16 protein-coding genes are annotated in these 15,408 nt (G+C 65.3%); 2 read left to right on the top strand and 14 right to left on the bottom strand.

Going from position 1 to position 15,408, the window contains the following annotated elements:
• The 8 genes from pabC to BMZ19_RS05130 form a co-directional block, all read right to left on the bottom strand.
• Entirely contained in the window at window positions 1-816 is an 816-nt protein-coding gene (pabC, locus tag BMZ19_RS05165; RefSeq protein WP_090307879.1) for an aminodeoxychorismate lyase, read from the bottom strand.
• Complete coding sequence (gene fabF / locus BMZ19_RS05160; protein WP_090307876.1) at window positions 816-2,060, bottom strand: beta-ketoacyl-ACP synthase II; 1,245 nt, start codon at window positions 2,058-2,060, stop codon at window positions 816-818. The genes pabC and fabF overlap by 1 nt, the downstream gene beginning before the upstream one ends.
• A 133-nt stretch (window positions 2,061-2,193) precedes the next feature.
• Window positions 2,194-2,433: an acyl carrier protein gene (gene acpP, locus BMZ19_RS05155; RefSeq protein WP_090307873.1), complete on the bottom strand. Its 240-nt coding sequence runs from the start codon at window positions 2,431-2,433 to the stop codon at window positions 2,194-2,196.
• Window positions 2,434-2,637: 204 nt separating this feature from the next.
• The gene (fabG, locus tag BMZ19_RS05150; protein WP_090307869.1) at window positions 2,638-3,378 is read right to left on the bottom strand and encodes a 3-oxoacyl-ACP reductase FabG; all 741 of its coding nucleotides are present in this window, start codon (window positions 3,376-3,378) and stop codon (window positions 2,638-2,640) included.
• Between the two features lie 19 nt (window positions 3,379-3,397).
• Window positions 3,398-4,336, bottom strand: coding sequence for an ACP S-malonyltransferase (gene fabD / locus BMZ19_RS05145; RefSeq protein ID WP_090307865.1), 939 nt, complete (start codon window positions 4,334-4,336; stop codon window positions 3,398-3,400).
• Between the two features lie 109 nt (window positions 4,337-4,445).
• Complete coding sequence (gene plsX / locus BMZ19_RS05140) at window positions 4,446-5,456, bottom strand: phosphate acyltransferase PlsX (RefSeq protein WP_090307862.1); 1,011 nt, start codon at window positions 5,454-5,456, stop codon at window positions 4,446-4,448.
• 3 nt (window positions 5,457-5,459) lie between these two features.
• Window positions 5,460-5,642, bottom strand: a complete 183-nt coding sequence (gene rpmF / locus BMZ19_RS05135) for a 50S ribosomal protein L32 (RefSeq protein ID WP_090307860.1) — start codon at window positions 5,640-5,642, stop codon at window positions 5,460-5,462.
• Window positions 5,643-5,654: 12 nt separating this feature from the next.
• Complete coding sequence (locus BMZ19_RS05130) at window positions 5,655-6,185, bottom strand: YceD family protein (RefSeq protein ID WP_090307856.1); 531 nt, start codon at window positions 6,183-6,185, stop codon at window positions 5,655-5,657.
• Window positions 6,186-6,292: 107 nt separating this feature from the next.
• Here BMZ19_RS05130 and BMZ19_RS05125 point away from each other — a divergent pair, with 107 nt between their 5' ends.
• Window positions 6,293-6,871 (top strand): Maf family protein, encoded by a 579-nt coding sequence (locus tag BMZ19_RS05125; RefSeq protein ID WP_090307853.1) that lies wholly within the window; start codon window positions 6,293-6,295, stop codon window positions 6,869-6,871.
• A gap of 16 nt (window positions 6,872-6,887) precedes the next feature.
• On the opposite strand, the gene BMZ19_RS05120 is transcribed toward BMZ19_RS05125, so the two are convergent.
• From BMZ19_RS05120 to rluC, 3 genes are read right to left on the bottom strand one after another with little or no spacing between them, the layout of a single operon-like run.
• On the bottom strand, window positions 6,888-7,865 hold the full coding sequence (locus BMZ19_RS05120) for a S49 family peptidase (RefSeq protein ID WP_090307850.1): 978 nt from the start codon (window positions 7,863-7,865) through the stop codon (window positions 6,888-6,890).
• The gene (locus tag BMZ19_RS05115; RefSeq protein ID WP_090307846.1) at window positions 7,852-8,547 is read right to left on the bottom strand and encodes an HAD-IA family hydrolase; all 696 of its coding nucleotides are present in this window, start codon (window positions 8,545-8,547) and stop codon (window positions 7,852-7,854) included. Before BMZ19_RS05115 ends, BMZ19_RS05120 begins: the two co-directional genes overlap by 14 nt.
• A complete protein-coding gene (rluC, locus tag BMZ19_RS05110) occupies window positions 8,540-9,493 on the bottom strand; it encodes a 23S rRNA pseudouridine(955/2504/2580) synthase RluC (protein ID WP_090307842.1) in 954 nt (317 codons plus the stop codon). The genes BMZ19_RS05115 and rluC overlap by 8 nt, the downstream gene beginning before the upstream one ends.
• Before the next feature lie 542 nt (window positions 9,494-10,035).
• Between rluC and rne the strand changes: the two genes are divergently transcribed.
• Entirely contained in the window at window positions 10,036-13,194 is a 3,159-nt protein-coding gene (gene rne, locus BMZ19_RS05105; RefSeq protein WP_090307839.1) for a ribonuclease E, read from the top strand.
• A 112-nt stretch (window positions 13,195-13,306) separates the two neighbouring features.
• On the opposite strand, the gene murB is transcribed toward rne, so the two are convergent.
• From murB to BMZ19_RS05090, 3 genes are all read right to left on the bottom strand, one after another.
• Window positions 13,307-14,326: a UDP-N-acetylmuramate dehydrogenase gene (murB, locus tag BMZ19_RS05100; RefSeq protein ID WP_090307836.1), complete on the bottom strand. Its 1,020-nt coding sequence runs from the start codon at window positions 14,324-14,326 to the stop codon at window positions 13,307-13,309.
• 97 nt (window positions 14,327-14,423) lie between these two features.
• The gene (gene kdsB / locus BMZ19_RS05095; RefSeq protein ID WP_090307833.1) at window positions 14,424-15,188 is read right to left on the bottom strand and encodes a 3-deoxy-manno-octulosonate cytidylyltransferase; all 765 of its coding nucleotides are present in this window, start codon (window positions 15,186-15,188) and stop codon (window positions 14,424-14,426) included.
• On the bottom strand, window positions 15,185-15,370 hold the full coding sequence (locus BMZ19_RS05090) for a Trm112 family protein (protein ID WP_090307829.1): 186 nt from the start codon (window positions 15,368-15,370) through the stop codon (window positions 15,185-15,187). The genes kdsB and BMZ19_RS05090 overlap by 4 nt, the downstream gene beginning before the upstream one ends.
• Window positions 15,371-15,408 lie beyond the last annotated feature (38 nt).

Raw genomic sequence — 15,408 nt, 5'->3', positions numbered from 1 at the left:
TCAGACATCCACCAGGTCGGCAAGCAGACCTTGCAGTTTACGGGTCAGCTTGCCGACCGGCCAGCCGTGGCTATCGAGCGCGACCACCGGCCAGATGCCGTATTGGCTGTTGCAGAGGAAGACTTCATCAGCCGCAAGCAGGGCCGCACGGTCGAGATCGCCGACCCTCGTCGTCACGCCGGCCGCCGCCGCACGAGCGATGACCTCCGCGCGCATCACCCCGGCCACGCCGCAACGCGCCAGCGACGGGGTGAGCAGCTCGCCATTGCGCACCACGAACAGGTTGCTGAACACGCCCTCGATCACCCGCCCGCTGCTGTCACACATCAGGCCTTCGGCGTAGGCCGGATCCTGCCATTCGGCACGGGCGAGGACCTGCTCGAGGCGATTGAGGTGCTTGAGCCCGGCCAGCAGCGGCTGCTCGGCCAGACGGGTGGCGCAGGGATACAGGCGGATTCCATCCAGGCGATTGCGGACAGGATAGGTCGGAGCCGGGCTGCCGCTGAGGATGCGCCGACAGTGGGTATCGACCGGCGGCGCGTAGCCGCGCAGGCCATCGCCGCGGGTGACGATCAGCTTGGCCACGCCGTGGCCGAACTCGCCGGCGAAGGCCAGCAACTCGGCGCGTACCAGCGCCAAGTCCAGCGGCAGCCCGAGGCGTTGCACACCGTCGGCCAGGCGCTGCAGATGGCGATCGAGCAGGTCCATCCGTCCCTGCCGTACGGCGATGGTCTCGAACAGTCCATCGCCGTAGGCCAGACCACGGTCGGTCACCGGCAGCAGCGCTGCCGGCCGACCGTCGATCCACACCAGCATCAGTCCACCAGACGGCGGAACACCAGCGTGCCGTTGGTGCCGCCGAAACCGAAGGAGTTGGACACCGCCACATCGATCGGCATGGCCTGTGCCTTGTGGGCGACGAAGTTGAGATCGCAGCCCTCGTCCGGCTCGTCGAGGTTGATGGTCGGCGGTGCCACCTGGTCCCGCAGGGCGAGGATGCTGAAGATCGCCTCGACCGCGCCGGCGGCGCCGAGCAGGTGGCCGGTCATCGACTTGGTCGAGCTGACCGCCAGACGATAGGCATGCTCGCCGAACACGCGCTTGACCGCCGCGACTTCGGCGAGGTCCCCGGCCGGGGTCGAGGTGCCGTGGGCGTTGATGTACTGCACCTGCTCCGGATTCAGCCCGGCATCGCGCAGGGCATTCTCCATGCAGCGTGCGGCACCTTCGCCGGTCTCCGGCGGAGCGGTCATGTGGTAGGCGTCGCCGCTCATGCCGAAGCCGACCAGCTCGGCATAGATGCGCGCGCCACGGGCACGGGCATGCTCGAGTTCTTCCAGCACCAGCGCGCCGGCACCGTCGGCCAGCACGAAACCGTCGCGATTACGGTCCCACGGACGACTGGCCCGCGCGGGATCGTCATTGCGGGTGGACAGCGCACGCGCCGCACCGAAGCCGCCAAGACCGAGGCCGCAGCTGGCCATCTCGGCACCACCGGCGATCATCACGTCGGCGTCGCCGTAGGCGATATTGCGTGCCGCCATGCCGATGCAGTGGGTGCCCGTGGTGCAGGCGGTGGTGATGGCGTAGTTGGGACCCTGTGCGCCCAGATGGATCGACAGGAATCCGGAAATCATGTTGATGATCGAGCCCGGCACGAAGAACGGCGAAATCCGCCGCGGCCCCTGCTCGTGCAGCGACTTGGCGTTGTTCTCGATATTGGTCAGACCACCGATGCCCGAGCCCATGGCCACGCCGATGCGCTGGCGATTGGCATCGGTGACTTCCAGACCGGCATCGCGCACCGCCTGGAAACTGGCTGCCAGGCCGTACTGGATGAAGAGGTCCATCTTGCGAGCTTCCTTGGCCGGCAGGTAGTCCTCGACATTGAAGCCCTTGACCGAGCCGCCAAAGCGGGTATTGAAGGCCGAGACATCCATATGCCCGATGGGACCGATGCCACTCTGCCCGGCCAGCACGCCCTGCCAACTGCTGGCCACATCCGGGCCGAGGGGTGACAGCATGCCGAGACCGGTGACCACGACGCGTCTACGCGACACAGCGCTCTCCTCTTGTTGATCCACTACAGCGGTGAAGCGTAGCCAGCTTGCCGCCACGCCTCCCCTTTACAAAAAGAAAAGCCGCACGTCTTTGTGGGACGTGCGGCTTTTTCCGGTCGGAACCGACGATTACTTACTGCTGACCATGAGCATTGATGTAATCGATGGCTTCCTGAACGGTGGTGATCTTCTCGGCCTGATCGTCCGGGATTTCGGTCTCGAACTCTTCCTCGAGAGCCATTACCAGCTCGACGGTGTCCAGGGAGTCAGCACCCAGGTCTTCAACGAAGGAAGCGCTGTTGGTCACTTCGTCTTCTTTTACGCCAAGCTGCTCGGCAACGATTTTCTTGACGCGTTCTTCAATAGTGCTCATATCTAGTTCTCACTCCTATGGAGAGTTCCATGTAGCTGGTGGCGGCTAGTGTATAGAAAGGGTTTTCAGCTTTTCAAGCAAAACCCTTGCCGACCTGTCGAACTGATTCACACGACGACCGCCGGAAGCACCAGTAAAAACAGCCACCTACCGCTACAGAGGTTGGACAGCAGCAATGGCCGACCCATGCCGGCCACCGTTTTCTTACATGTACATGCCGCCGTTGACCGGAATGGTCGCGCCGGTCACATAGGCTCCACCATCGCCGGCCAGGAAAGCAACCACGCTGGCGATTTCCTCGGCCTGGCCCAGGCGCCCCAGCGGAATCTGGGTCTGCAGGGCCTGGCGCTGGGCTTCGGGCAGCTCGCGGGTCATGTCGGTATCGATAAAGCCCGGCGCCACCGCATTGACGGTAATGCCGCGCGAACCCACCTCGCGCGCCAGGGCGCGACTGAAGCCCTCGACGCCGGCCTTGGCCGCCGCGTAGTTGGCCTGGCCGGCGTTACCCATGGAGCCGACCACCGAACTGATGTTGATGATGCGACCCCAGCGGGCCTTGGTCATGCCGCGCAGCACGGCCTTGGACAGGCGGTAGATGCTGGTGAGGTTGGTGTTGATGACATCGTGCCATTCGTCATCCTTCATGCGCAGCATCAGGTTGTCGCGGGTGATGCCGGCGTTGTTGACCAGGATGGCCGGCTGACCGAGATGCTGCTGGATGTGCTCCAGGGTCTGAGCCACGGATTCGTCATTGGACACATCCAGCACCAGGCCGGCGCCCTCGATGTCGTTGGCCTTGAGGAATTCGGCGATGCGCTCGGCACCGGACGCACTGGTGGCGGTACCGATGACGATGGCGCCCTGACGACCCAGTTCCAGGGCGATGGCCTGACCGATGCCGCGGGTGGCGCCGGTGACCAGGGCCACCTTACCTTGCAGACTCATGGGGTGATTCTCCTGATGTTCAGGCCAGCGCCGCACGAGCAGCGGCAAAGGCCTCGGGGGTATCCAGATTGTAGGTATTCACGCCCTTGGCGCAGCGCTTGTTGAGGCCGGACAGTACCTTGCCAGGGCCACACTCGACCAGTTCGGTCACCCCGCGTTCGGCCAGCAGCACCACCGACTCGACCCAGCGCACCGGACTGTACAGCTGCTCGAGCAGGTCGCGCTTGAGCACGACCAGGTCGGCCGGCACCTGGGCGCTGGTATTCTGCACAATGGCGATTTGCGGCAGCTGCCAGTCGACGGCCTCCACGGCGGCGGCGAATTTTTCCGCGGCCGGACGCATCAGTGCGCAGTGCGACGGCACGCTCACCGGCAGCGCCATGGCGCGCTTGGCGCCACGTGCCTTGCACGCCTCGATGGCACGCTCGACGGCCGCTGCGGAGCCGGCAACCACCACCTGGCCCGGCGCATTGAAGTTGACCGCGCTGACCACCTCACCCTGCGCCGCTTCGGCACAGGCGGCACGCACGGCATCGTCGTCCAGACCAAGGATCGCCGCCATACCGCCTTGCCCGGCCGGCACTGCCTGCTGCATCAGCTGACCACGCAGCTCGACCAGCTTGACCGCATCGGCAAACGCCAGACTGCCGGCCGCGACCAGCGCCGAGTACTCGCCCAGGCTGTGACCGGCAACGAAGGCCGGCTGCGCGCCACCCTCGGCCTGCCACAGACGCCACAGCGCCACAGACGCAGCCAGGATGGCCGGCTGGGTCTTGTCGGTCTGGTTAAGAAGCTCGGCCGGACCTTCTTGGGTCAGCGCCCAGAGGTCGTAGCCGAGAGCGGCAGAGGCTTCGGCGAACGTCTCGCGGATCGAGCCGTGTTGTGCACCCAGCTCGGCAAGCATGCCGACCGCCTGAGAGCCCTGGCCGGGAAAAACGAAAGCGAGGGAAGAAGACATGGAGCAAATCCCTTGTGTACTTGTTCATCAAGAGGGCTGCGCCGCCGGAGGCCGCGCAACGGACTGACTGTTGGATGACAGGTGCTCCCCACGGGTCACACCCGAACCACTAAAGCAGCAGATGCTCGAGGCGTCCATGCAGACGCTGCGGCAGGTTCTCTCCGACCTCCGTCAGCGCCCGCCGGATGGCCATGCGGAAACCTTCCAGCCCCGCGCTGCCGTGACTTTTTACCACGATCCCCTGCAGACCGAGAAAGCTGGCGCCATTGTGCCGCGCCGGACGCAGCTCGTTCTGCAGGCGACGCAGCAGCGGCAGCGCCAGCCAGCCGACCAGCCGGGCAGCCGGGCCGGAGCGGAACAACGCCTCGACGCGCGCCACGATCATCGCCGCCAGACCTTCACTGGCCTTGAGCACGATGTTGCCGACAAAGCCGTCGCACACCACCACATCCGCCTCACCGCGATACAGGCCATCACCTTCGACGAAGCCGACATAGTTCAGCGCACGCGCCTCGCGCAGTAGAGCAGCCGCCAGCTTGACCTGCTGATTGCCCTTGATCTCCTCGGTACCGACGTTGAGCAATGCGACGCGCGGATTCGACGTACCCAGCGCCTCGGCCGCGACCGCACCCATCACCGCAAACTGGTAGAGATGCTCGGCACTGCAATCGATGTTGGCGCCCAGATCGAGCAAGAGGCAGCTGCCATGCTGGGTCGGAATGGCCGTGACCATCGCCGGCCGATCGACACCCGGCAGGGTCTTGAGCACATGACGCGACAGCGCCATCAGCGCACCGGTATTGCCGGCACTGACGCAGGCCTGAGCCGCGCCGGAGCGCACCAGTTCGAGGGCCTGACGCATGGAGGAATCGAGCTTGCCACGCAGCACCTGCGCCGGACGTTCGTCCATCGCAATCACTTCACTGGCGGGATGCACAAGCAGACGCGACCGATCCACAGAGGGATGCTCTGCAATCAGCGGTTCGATAACGGAGGGCAAGCCGACGAGAATCAGCTGCAGGGAGGGATGTTCGGCCAGACTGGCAATGCAGGCTGGAACAATGCAGTGGGGACCGAAGTCCCCACCCATTGCATCAATCGCGATGACCGGAGCGGACAAGGATTACTCGTCAGCGCCCTTGTCGATCACCTTGCGACCACGGTAAACGCCTTCCGGGCTTACGTGGTGGCGCAGGTGAACTTCACCGGTGCTCTTCTCGACGGACAGCGCGCTAGCCACGAGGCCATCGTGCGAACGACGCATGTCGCGGGCGGAACGAGACTTTTTGTTCTGCTGAACAGCCATACTGATTAACTCCTAAACGTTTGGGTCACGTTTCAACTGCGCCAGTACATCGAACGGGTTGGACCGCGAAACCTCGTTGACGCTCGGTTCTGGTGCTGCCGCAAACCCTGCCGGGTGTTGGCATTTATCGGGGTCGTGGGCCGGGACGATGGGTAGCGCAAGCAGAAGCTCATCCTCGACCACAGCAATCAGGTCAAGCGGCTCCTCACCCACTTCCAGCGCATCGTAGCCTTTCGGCAAACCGTCCAGCGAAGCGCCCTCCTTGAGCACGGCGTAGATGAACTCGCTGTGCACGGGAAGGGTCGCCGGCTCCAGACAACGCTGGCAAACCATCTGCACCTCGACATCGAGCTTACCGCGCATGACGATCATCCGTTGCTCGTCACGCCCAAACTCGAAACGAGCATGAACATTTCCGGCATCGCTGACCAACTGCTCGCAGAGCCGTGCAAACTGCTTGAGCGGCCAATCACCCTCGAGGGTGTTGGCGCGATCGGCGAGTTTCCGCGGATCGATGTGAGATGGAATCGGCCCTTTCAACATAAGCGCGCCATTCTAGGGATACCCCTTTTAACTGTCAAAGAAATTTCCGTACGTGCAGCTGGCCGCAGGGACACCTAAAATCGCCGGCAAATTCCAAGGAGATCAACATGCTACCCCTGATTCTCGCCTCCAGCTCACCCTACCGTCGCGCCCTGCTCGAGCGCCTGCACCTGCCGTTCGCTTGCCAGGCGCCGGAGATCGACGAAAACCCGCTGCCGGGAGAAAGCGCCGAACGACTGGTCTGCCGCCTGGCCGAACAGAAAAGCCGCGCCCTCGCCAGCCGCCACCACCAGCACCTGATCATCGGCTCCGACCAGGTCGCCGCCCTCGACGGGCAGATCCTCGGCAAGCCGCACACCTTCGAGCGCGCCCGCGAGCAACTGCGCGCAGCCAGCGGCGCCAGCGTGACCTTCTATACAGGCCTGTGCCTGCACAACTCGCAGAGCGGCCACACACAAACCGCCTGCATACCCTTTACCGTGCACTTCCGTACACTCGACGACGCATGCATCGAGCGCTACCTACGCCTGGAACAGCCCTACGATTGTGCCGGCAGCTTCAAATCCGAAGGCCTCGGCATCAGCCTGTTCCGCAGCACCGCCGGTGAGGACGCCACCAGCCTGATCGGCCTGCCACTGATCCGCCTGGTCGACATGCTGCTCGCCGAAGGCGTGCAGATTCCCTGAGCGCCCTACCAGCAATTCAGCGCAGAACCGGGCCGCGCAACTCCGTCCACAGCGAAATCTGCTCGGCGACGCCAGCTCCCAGCTTCTTGGCAAAACGATCGATCGGCGATTCCTTGCGGGTGAAGTCGACCAGATTTTTTTCGCCCACCACCTCGCGCGCCACGTAGCTGGCACTACCCAGCCCGTCGATCAGCCCCAGCCCGAGCGCCTGCTCGCCGGACCAGACCAGCCCAGAGAACAGCTCGGGATGCTCCTTGTCCTTGAGGCGCTCGCCACGCCCCTGTTTGACGCTGGCAATGAACTGCTTGTGGGTGGTGTCGAGCACCTCAGCCCAGAAGCGGGTCTCCTCAACCTTCTGCGGCATGAACGGATCGAGGAAGGTCTTGTGCTCGCCGGAGGTGTACACGCGACGCTCGACCCCCACCTTCTGCATCACATCGACAAAACCGAAACCCGAAGCGGTCACGCCGATGGAGCCAACCAGGCTAGCCTTGTCGGCGTAGATGGCATCGGCCGCACTGGCGATGTAGTAGGCGCCCGAAGCCCCCAGATCGGTGATCACCGCGTACAGCTTGGTGTCCGGATACTCACCACGCAGACGGCGGATCTCGTCATAGATGTAGCCCGACTGCACCGGACTGCCGCCCGGACTGTTGATCCGCAGCACAACCGCGCGGGTATTCTTGTCCTCGAAGGCCGCCCGCAGACTGCCGACGATATTGTCGGCACTGGCCCGCTCCTCGTCGGCAATCACCCCCTTCACCTCGATCAGCGCGGTATGCGACTTCAGCGCAGCCGCCTTCTCCAGGCTCGACCAGGGTGAAAACAGGAACAGCACCACGAACACGTAGAGAAAGCCGAGGCTCTTGAAGAAGATTCCCCAGCGTCGCGACCGGCGCTGCTCGACCACCCCGGCCAGCACCGCCCTCTCCAGCAACTTCCAGGTCTTGTCATCCGACGGCGCCGACGCCGCCTTCCATTCATCCGACTGCATGCCCAGCCCCCTCATCCATAGAGTGATTACCTTGCGCCAGCCAGCACTCGAGCTCAGCAAAGCGCTGAATAGCCAAATGCGGACGATACCCCTGCAGCACTTCCAGCGGCTGCGCACCGTATCCCACCGCCACCGCCATCATGCCGGCGTTGTGCGCCATCTGCAGATCGAAAGGCGAGTCACCCACCATCAGCGCCTGCTCGGGCGCCAGCGCGCAATGTTCGAGAATCTCGCGCAGCATGCGCGGGTCTGGCTTGCTCGCCGTCTCATCGGCACAGCGCGTGACATCGAAGAAATCTTCCCAGCCGTGCCCGGCCAGCACCCGATCCAGGCCGCGCCGGCTCTTGCCGGTAGCCACCGCCAGGCGGTAGCCCTGTTCGCGAAACACCAGCAGCGACTCGCGCACCCCCTCGAACAACGGCGAGGGCGAGCTTTCCAGCTGGATGTAATGATCACTGTAGACTTGCCGGAAGCGCGCCACCTGCTGCGGATCCTCCAGCCCGGGATAGAGCGCGCGGATCGCCTCCGGCAGACCGAGGCCGATGATGCCGCGAATAGTCATCTCGCCCAGCTGCGGCAGCGCGCACTCGCTCGCCGCCACACGCATCGACTCGACGATCCGGGCAATCGAATCGACCAGGGTCCCATCCCAGTCGAACACCAGCAGCTGACGATCAGGCACCCAGACGCTCCAAGGTTTTCGCCCACACGTCGTCGACCGGCGCCTCAAGCTCGAGCACGCCGCCATCGGGCAGCGTCACGCGCAAGGCATGGGCATGCAGGAACAGGCGCTTGCCGCCCAGCTCGCGAATCTCGCGAGTGAACTCCTCGTCGCCATACTTGCTGTCGCCAGCAATCGAGTGACCGGCATGCTTGGCGTGCACGCGAATCTGGTGGGTCCGCCCGGTGATCGGGCTGGCTTCGATCAGAGTGGCGAAGTCGCCGAAGCGGCGCACCACGCGAAACTCGGTCAGCGCATCCTTGCCCTCCGGATTGACCTCGACCATGCGCTCACCCGAGCGCAGGTTGTTCTTCAGCAGGGGCGCACTGATGCGCTTCTTTGCGGTCGGCCAGCTGCCGCGCACCAGCGCCAGGTAACGCTTGTCCACCCCGTCACCACGCAGCGCCTCATGCAGATGCCGCAGCATGCTGCGCTTCTTGGCGATCATCAAAAGGCCGGAAGTGTCGCGATCGAGACGATGCACCAGCTCGATATCCTTGGCATCCGGGCGCAACTGCCGGAAGGCCTCGATCACCCCGTAGTTGAGCCCGCTACCGCCATGCACGGCAATGCCGGCCGGCTTGTTGAGCACGATCAGCGCCTTGTCCTCGTAGACGATGGCCGCCTCGAGCCGCTGCAGCAGCCCCTGCGCCAGCGGCTCGGGCTCGTCGCGCTCGGCCAAGCGCAGCGGCGGCACCCGCACCACATCGCCTGCCTGCAGCTTGTACTCAGGCTTGATCCGGCCCTTGTTCACGCGCACTTCGCCCTTGCGCAGGATGCGATAAATCAATGTTTTGGGAACACCTTTCAACTGGGTACGAAGAAAGTTGTCGATGCGCTGCCCGGCGATCTCCGGCTGCACTTCGAGCAGCTGGACGCCAGTGGAGATTTGAGAGGGAGTTGTCATGCGCGAATCATAGCAATTTTTCCCCGAATTGAAGCACTTAATGATTGCTGCTATAGTCCCGGCGCCGCCAAAAGCGGTATTAAGCCCGCGCCAGACCAGACAATCCGGCGCCGGACATACGATTACTGGACGTCAGGCCGTCCGACGGGGCATCCGCCAGTGCAAGTGGATGCCTCGGAAACCCAGCCTCGAGACATGACGTACGGGTCGCCAGGCGCTCCGTGCAAATGCTAACCCGCTGCGGATTCTGCGCGCGGCACCCGATTCTCACGGACATGTGCAGGGTGGAGATGCACAAACGACCGACTGCGTAGCACTCGACTTCCCAGACGCCAAGAGCGTCCGCAGTGTCGCTTGATTCCTCCTCCTGAATGAGTGCTTCTGTGCCTGACAGTTAGCAGGAGACGCCAGTCGCGCCAGGCCCGTGCCTGCAGCGCTTGACAAGGGCAACGGCCAGACCGTTCCCGGCGCACCTGACACCGCCCACGAGAGTCGTGTGTGCCAACCGCCGTTTCCGGCAGCCCGGAAACCATTGGTATTACATGAAAAGAATGCTGATCAACGCGACTCAACCCGAAGAGTTGCGTGTTGCCCTGGTCGACGGCCAACGTCTGTTCGACCTCGACATCGAATCGGGCGCTCGCCAGCAGAAAAAGGCCAACATCTACAAGGGCCGCATCACCCGCGTAGAGCCCAGCCTCGAGGCTGCCTTCGTCGACTTCGGCGCCGATCGTCACGGCTTCCTGCCGCTCAAGGAAATCTCCCGCGAGTACTTCAGCAAGACCCCCGAGGGTCGCGTCAACATCAAGGACGTGCTCCGCGAAGGCCAGGAAGTCATCGTTCAGGTCGAGAAGGAAGAGCGTGGCAACAAGGGCGCAGCCCTGACCACCTTCATCAGCCTGGCCGGCCGCTATCTGGTTCTGATGCCCAACAACCCGCGCGCTGGCGGCATCTCCCGGCGCATCGAGGGCGAGGAACGCAACGAACTGCGCGAAGCCCTCAACGGCCTCAACGCCCCGGGCGACATGGGCCTGATCGTGCGTACCGCCGGCCTCGGCCGTTCCAGCGAAGAGCTGCAGTGGGACCTCGACTACCTGGTGCAGCTGTGGACCGCGATCAAGGAAGCCTCCCAGGACCGCGCCGCACCTTTCCTGATCTACCAGGAAAGCAACGTCATCATCCGCGCCATCCGCGACTACCTGCGCCAGGACATCGGTGAAGTGCTGGTCGACAGCGTCGAAGCTCAGGAGGAAGCCCTCAGCTTCATCCAGCAGGTGATGCCGCAGTACGCCAGCAAGATCAAGCTGTACCAGGACAGCGTGCCGCTGTTCAACCGCTTCCAGATCGAGAGCCAGATCGAGACCGCCTTCCAGCGCGAAGTGAAGCTGCCGTCCGGCGGCTCCATCGTCATCGACCCGACCGAAGCCCTGGTCTCCATCGACATCAACTCGGCGCGCGCCACCAAGGGCAGCGACATCGAGGAGACCGCGCTGCAGACCAACCTGGAAGCGGCCGAGGAAATCGCCCGCCAGCTGCGCCTGCGCGATATCGGCGGCCTGATCGTCATCGACTTCATCGACATGACCCCGGCCAAGAACCAGCGTGCCGTGGAAGACAAGGTCCGCGAATGCCTGGAAGCCGACCGCGCCCGCGTCCAGGTCGGCCGCATCTCGCGCTTCGGCCTGCTGGAAATGTCCCGCCAACGCCTGCGCCCGTCGCTCGGTGAAACCAGCGGCATCGTCTGCCCGCGCTGCAACGGCCAGGGCATCATCCGCGACGTCGAATCGCTGTCGCTGGCGATCCTGCGCCTGATCGAGGAAGAAGCCCTCAAGGACCGCACCGCCGAAGTCCGCGCCCAGGTGCCGATCCCGGTGGCCGCCTTCCTGCTCAACGAGAAGCGCAACGCCATCACCAAGATCGAGCTGCGCACCCGTGCGCGCATCGTCATCCTGCCGAACGATCACCTGGAGACGCCGAACTTCGAAGTGCAGCGTCTGCGCGACGACAGCACCGATGCCCTGGTCGGCCAGTCCAGCTACGAGATGACCCCGACCGAAGTCGAGGAAGTCCAGCCGGTGGCGGCCACCCGCACCCTGGTACGCCAGGAAGCGGTCGTGAAGACCGTGACCCACGAGCGCCCGGCACCGCAGGTCGTCGAAGCACCTGCCGCGGCGGCCGCACCCGCTCCACTCGCCCACCCGACCCCCGAACCGAGTCTGTTCAAGGGCTTGATCCGCTCGCTGGTTGGTCTGTTTGCCGGCAAGGAAGAGCCCAAGCCGACCACCGCCAGTGAGCAGCCGAGCACCGGCGAGCGCCCGCAACGCAGCGAAGAGCGTCGCAATGGCCGCCAGCAGAACCGTCGTCGCGACGGTGAGCGCAGCGACCGTGGTGAACGCGGCGAGCGCAAATCGCGCGAGGAACGCAAACCGCGCGAAGAGCGCAAGCCCCGCGAAGAGCGTCCGGCCAGCGAGGAACGCCAGCCCCGCGAAGAACGCAAGCCGCGTGAGGAGCGTCAGCCCCGCGAAGAGCGTCAACCACGTGAAGAGCGTCAGCCCCGCGAGGAACGTCAGCCGCGTGAAGAGCGTCAGCCCCGCGAGGAGCGTCAACCGCGCGAAGAGCGCCAGCCGCGTGAAGAGCGTCAACCCCGCGAAGAGCGTCCTGTAAGCGAGGAGCGCCAACCCCGTGAAGAGCGCAAGCCGCGAGAGGAACGCCAGCCCCGCGAAGAGCTTCCGGCTAACGAAGAGGCTGCAACTGCCGAGGAAGTTCGTCCGGTAGAAGCCGCCGAGCAGGTCGAAGGTCGCCAGGAGCGCGCCGAGCGCAAGCCGCGCAGCGAGCGGGCACCGCGCGCCGCGCGTAGCGAAGAGACCGCCGAGCAGGCCAGCGCCGAGGAAGGCGAGACCCTCGAGGAAGAGCTGAACCAGGACGAGCAGGCGGAAGGTAGCGAAGGCGAGCGTCCGCGCCGTCGTTCGCGTGGCCAGCGCCGCCGCAGCAATCGCCGCGAGCGCCAGCGTGACGCCGGCCCCGACGAACTGCCGAGCGAGGAAGACAGCCTGGCACGCCAGGCCACCGCCGACGCCATCGCACTCGCTGCCGCCGGTACCGCCGCTGCCGTCGCCGTGACCGAAGTCGCCAGCGCCGTCACCCCCGAGGCCGCAGCCAGCGTCGAGCCGGCAGCAGAGGTTGCCGTCGAAACTGCAGTGGCTGTCAGCACTGAAAGCGCCGAACCGGTTGAAGCACCGGTGGTGAGCTTCGAAGCGCCGCAACTGGCTGTCGCTGCCCAGGAGGCTGAGACCGAAACCGTGGCCGCCGGCGTAACCGCCAGCAGCGAAGCCAGCGAAGAAGCCGCCGCAGCGGCCGGCTCTCGCGCACCGAACGATCCGCGCGAGCGTCGTCGTCGTCGCGAGGCCGAGCGCCTGGCTCGTGAAGCCGCGGCTGCCGAGCAAGCGGCACGCCAGGCGGCACAGGGCAGCGAAGCTGCGGCGAGCACCGAGAGCGCTCCGACCGTCGCCGAGGAAGCCCCGGTAGTAGCCTCAGCCAGCGAAACTGCGGCCGAAGCGACCAGCGAAGCGGAGGTAACCGAGCAGGCGCCGAGCGAAGCCGAACAACCTGCCCGCACCAGCGAGCCGGTTGCCGAAGCTGAAGTGCAAGCGCCGAGCCAGGAGCAGGCCCAGCCTGAAGAGGAGCGCAAGCCCCAGGCCTGACGGTCCGGCTAGCGCCCAACAAAAAAGGGGGAATGCTTCGGCATTCCCCCTTTTTTGTTTGTGGTGGCGACTACGCCAGCCGTGCCGCCAAGGTGCCTCGAGCGTCGCGCCCTCAGCAGACGACCGGCTCGATCTCCAGCTCGACATCGAAGCGCTCGCGGATATCCGCCTGGATGCGTTGCGCCAGCGCCAGCAGCTGACCACCACTGGCCGCACCGTAATTGACCAACACCAGTGCCTGCAGCGCATGCACGCCGGCATCTCCGTCGCGATAGCCCTTCCAGCCAGCCTGCTCGATCAGCCAGCCGGCCGCCAGCTTGACCTGCCCGGCACCGGCCGGATAGCCGACCAGCCCCGGCCACTGAGCACACAGCTGGGCGGCCTGAGCCTCGCTGACCAGCGGATTCTTGAAGAAGCTGCCGGCATTGCCCAGCACCTGCGGGTCCGGCAGTTTTTCCGCGCGAATGGCGCAGATCGCCCGGCTGACGTCCAACGGCGTCGGCGTGGCGATGCCCTGCTCCTGCAGTCGCTGACGCACCGGACCGTAATCCAGATGCAGGGCTGCGTCGCGACTCAGGGCAAAGCGCACCCTGAGGATCAACCAGCGCCCACCCTCGCGCTTGAAGCGGCTATGGCGGTAGGCGAACTCGCACTCGTCGGCGCGAAACTCGCGCAGCTCGCCGCTCGCGCGATCCAGCGCCACCAGGCTGTGCAGCACATCCTTGAGCTCGACGCCGTAGGCGCCGATGTTCTGCATCGGCGCCGCGCCGACCGTGCCGGGAATCAGGCTGAGGTTCTCCAGACCGGCCAGCCCCTGCTCCAGGGTCCACTGCACGAAGGGATGCCAGGGCTCGCCGGCCTCGGCCTCGACCAGCAGCTGACCGCCCTCCTCGCCCAGCAGACGCCGGCCACGGCTGGTCATGCGCAGGACAAAGGCATCCAGGTCGGCGGTCAGCAACAGGTTGCTGCCGCCCCCCAGCACCAGCAGCTCGGTGCCGCGCTGGCGGGCCGCCTCCAGCGCCTCACGCACCTCGCCATCGCTGGCCGCCTCGGCATACCACCGCGCCGCCACCGCCACGCCGAAGGTGTTGTAACGCTGCAGCGACTGCTGCTCATGCACGCTCAGGCTCACAGGCCCTCCCGGATCTGTTCGATCAGACGCTCACCGACCAGCTCGGTCGCTGCCACGCGGCGGATGTTGCCCGGCCAGACAAACAGCAGGCGCATGCTCAGGCTCCCAACAACTGGCGCACGCGCTGCAGGTCTTCCGGCGTATCGACCCCGGCCGGCGGCGCCTCTAGGGCGTCGGCGACATGGATGCGCACCCCATGCCAGAGCGCGCGCAGCTGCTCGAGACACTCGGTGTCTTCCAGCCAGCACGGGCCCCAGGCGACGAAATCATGCAGAAAGCCGGCGCGGTAGGCGTAGATGCCGATATGGCGGCGAAACGGCACGCCTGGCGGCAGCTGCTCGCGGCCGACGGCGAAGGCATCGCGTGCCCAGGGCAGCGGCGCACGGCTGAAGGTCAATGCCAGCCCCTGGGCATCGGCGACCAGCTTGACCACGTTGGGATTGAACAGCTGGGCGGCGTCATGCAGCGGCTCGCCAAGGGTGGCGATACCCGCTTCCGGATGGGCCGCCAGATTGGCGGCCACTTGGTCAATGATTGCCGGCGGAATCAGCGGCTCGTCGCCCTGCACGTTGACCACGATAGCGTCGCTGGCCAGGCCGAGCTGACTGGCCACCTCGGCCAAGCGATCGGTGCCGGAATTGTGGTCGACACGGGTCAGCAGCACCTCGGCGCCGAACGCCTGGCAGGCCGCGACGATGCGCGCATCGTCGGTGGCCACCACCACGCGGCTGGCCGCACTCTTCCTGGCCTGCTCCCAGACGTGCTGGATCATCGGCTTGCCGGCGATATCCTGCAGCGGCTTGCCGGGCAGGCGGGTGGAGGCGTAGCGGGCGGGAATGACGACGACGAAGCCCATGCTCATTTGTCCAGGCGCTCGTCGACGGTCAGGGTGCGCGCCTCGCCTTCGAGCATCACCGGAATGCCGTCGCGCACCGGAAAGGCCAGGGCGTCGGCCTTGCAGATCAGCTCGGACTTGTCGTCGCTGAGCTTGAGGGGGCCCTTGCACAGCGGGCAGGCGAGAATATCGAGAAGTTTCGGGTCCATGGTCCAGTCCTGGAGTGACACATCAGGGGGGACCGCCG

Origin of the sequence: Pseudomonas linyingensis, from assembly GCF_900109175.1 — a bacterium.
In the GTDB taxonomy this organism is placed as follows: Bacteria; Pseudomonadota; Gammaproteobacteria; order Pseudomonadales; family Pseudomonadaceae; genus Geopseudomonas; species Geopseudomonas linyingensis.
The sequence above is the reverse complement of the archived record's forward strand: the minus strand, read 5'-3'. Positions and strand labels throughout refer to the sequence as shown.

Bases quoted from the DNA above. Each gene is read 5' to 3' on its own strand.
- pabC (WP_090307879.1), bottom strand. From the start codon at position 816: ATGCTGGTGTGGATCGACGGTCGGCCGGCAGCGCTGCTGCCGGTGACC.
- acpP (WP_090307873.1), bottom strand. From the start codon at position 2,433: ATGAGCACTATTGAAGAACGCGTCAAGAAAATCGTTGCCGAGCAGCTT.
- fabG (WP_090307869.1), bottom strand. From the start codon at position 3,378: ATGAGTCTGCAAGGTAAGGTGGCCCTGGTCACCGGCGCCACCCGCGGC.
- fabD (WP_090307865.1), bottom strand. From the start codon at position 4,336: ATGTCTTCTTCCCTCGCTTTCGTTTTTCCCGGCCAGGGCTCTCAGGCG.
- rpmF (WP_090307860.1), bottom strand. From the start codon at position 5,642: ATGGCTGTTCAGCAGAACAAAAAGTCTCGTTCCGCCCGCGACATGCGT.
- BMZ19_RS05130 (WP_090307856.1), bottom strand. From the start codon at position 6,185: ATGTTGAAAGGGCCGATTCCATCTCACATCGATCCGCGGAAACTCGCC.
- BMZ19_RS05125 (WP_090307853.1), top strand. From the start codon at position 6,293: ATGCTACCCCTGATTCTCGCCTCCAGCTCACCCTACCGTCGCGCCCTG.
- BMZ19_RS05120 (WP_090307850.1), bottom strand. From the start codon at position 7,865: ATGCAGTCGGATGAATGGAAGGCGGCGTCGGCGCCGTCGGATGACAAG.
- rluC (WP_090307842.1), bottom strand. From the start codon at position 9,493: ATGACAACTCCCTCTCAAATCTCCACTGGCGTCCAGCTGCTCGAAGTG.
- rne (WP_090307839.1), top strand. From the start codon at position 10,036: ATGAAAAGAATGCTGATCAACGCGACTCAACCCGAAGAGTTGCGTGTT.
- kdsB (WP_090307833.1), bottom strand. From the start codon at position 15,188: ATGAGCATGGGCTTCGTCGTCGTCATTCCCGCCCGCTACGCCTCCACC.
- BMZ19_RS05090 (WP_090307829.1), bottom strand. From the start codon at position 15,370: ATGGACCCGAAACTTCTCGATATTCTCGCCTGCCCGCTGTGCAAGGGC.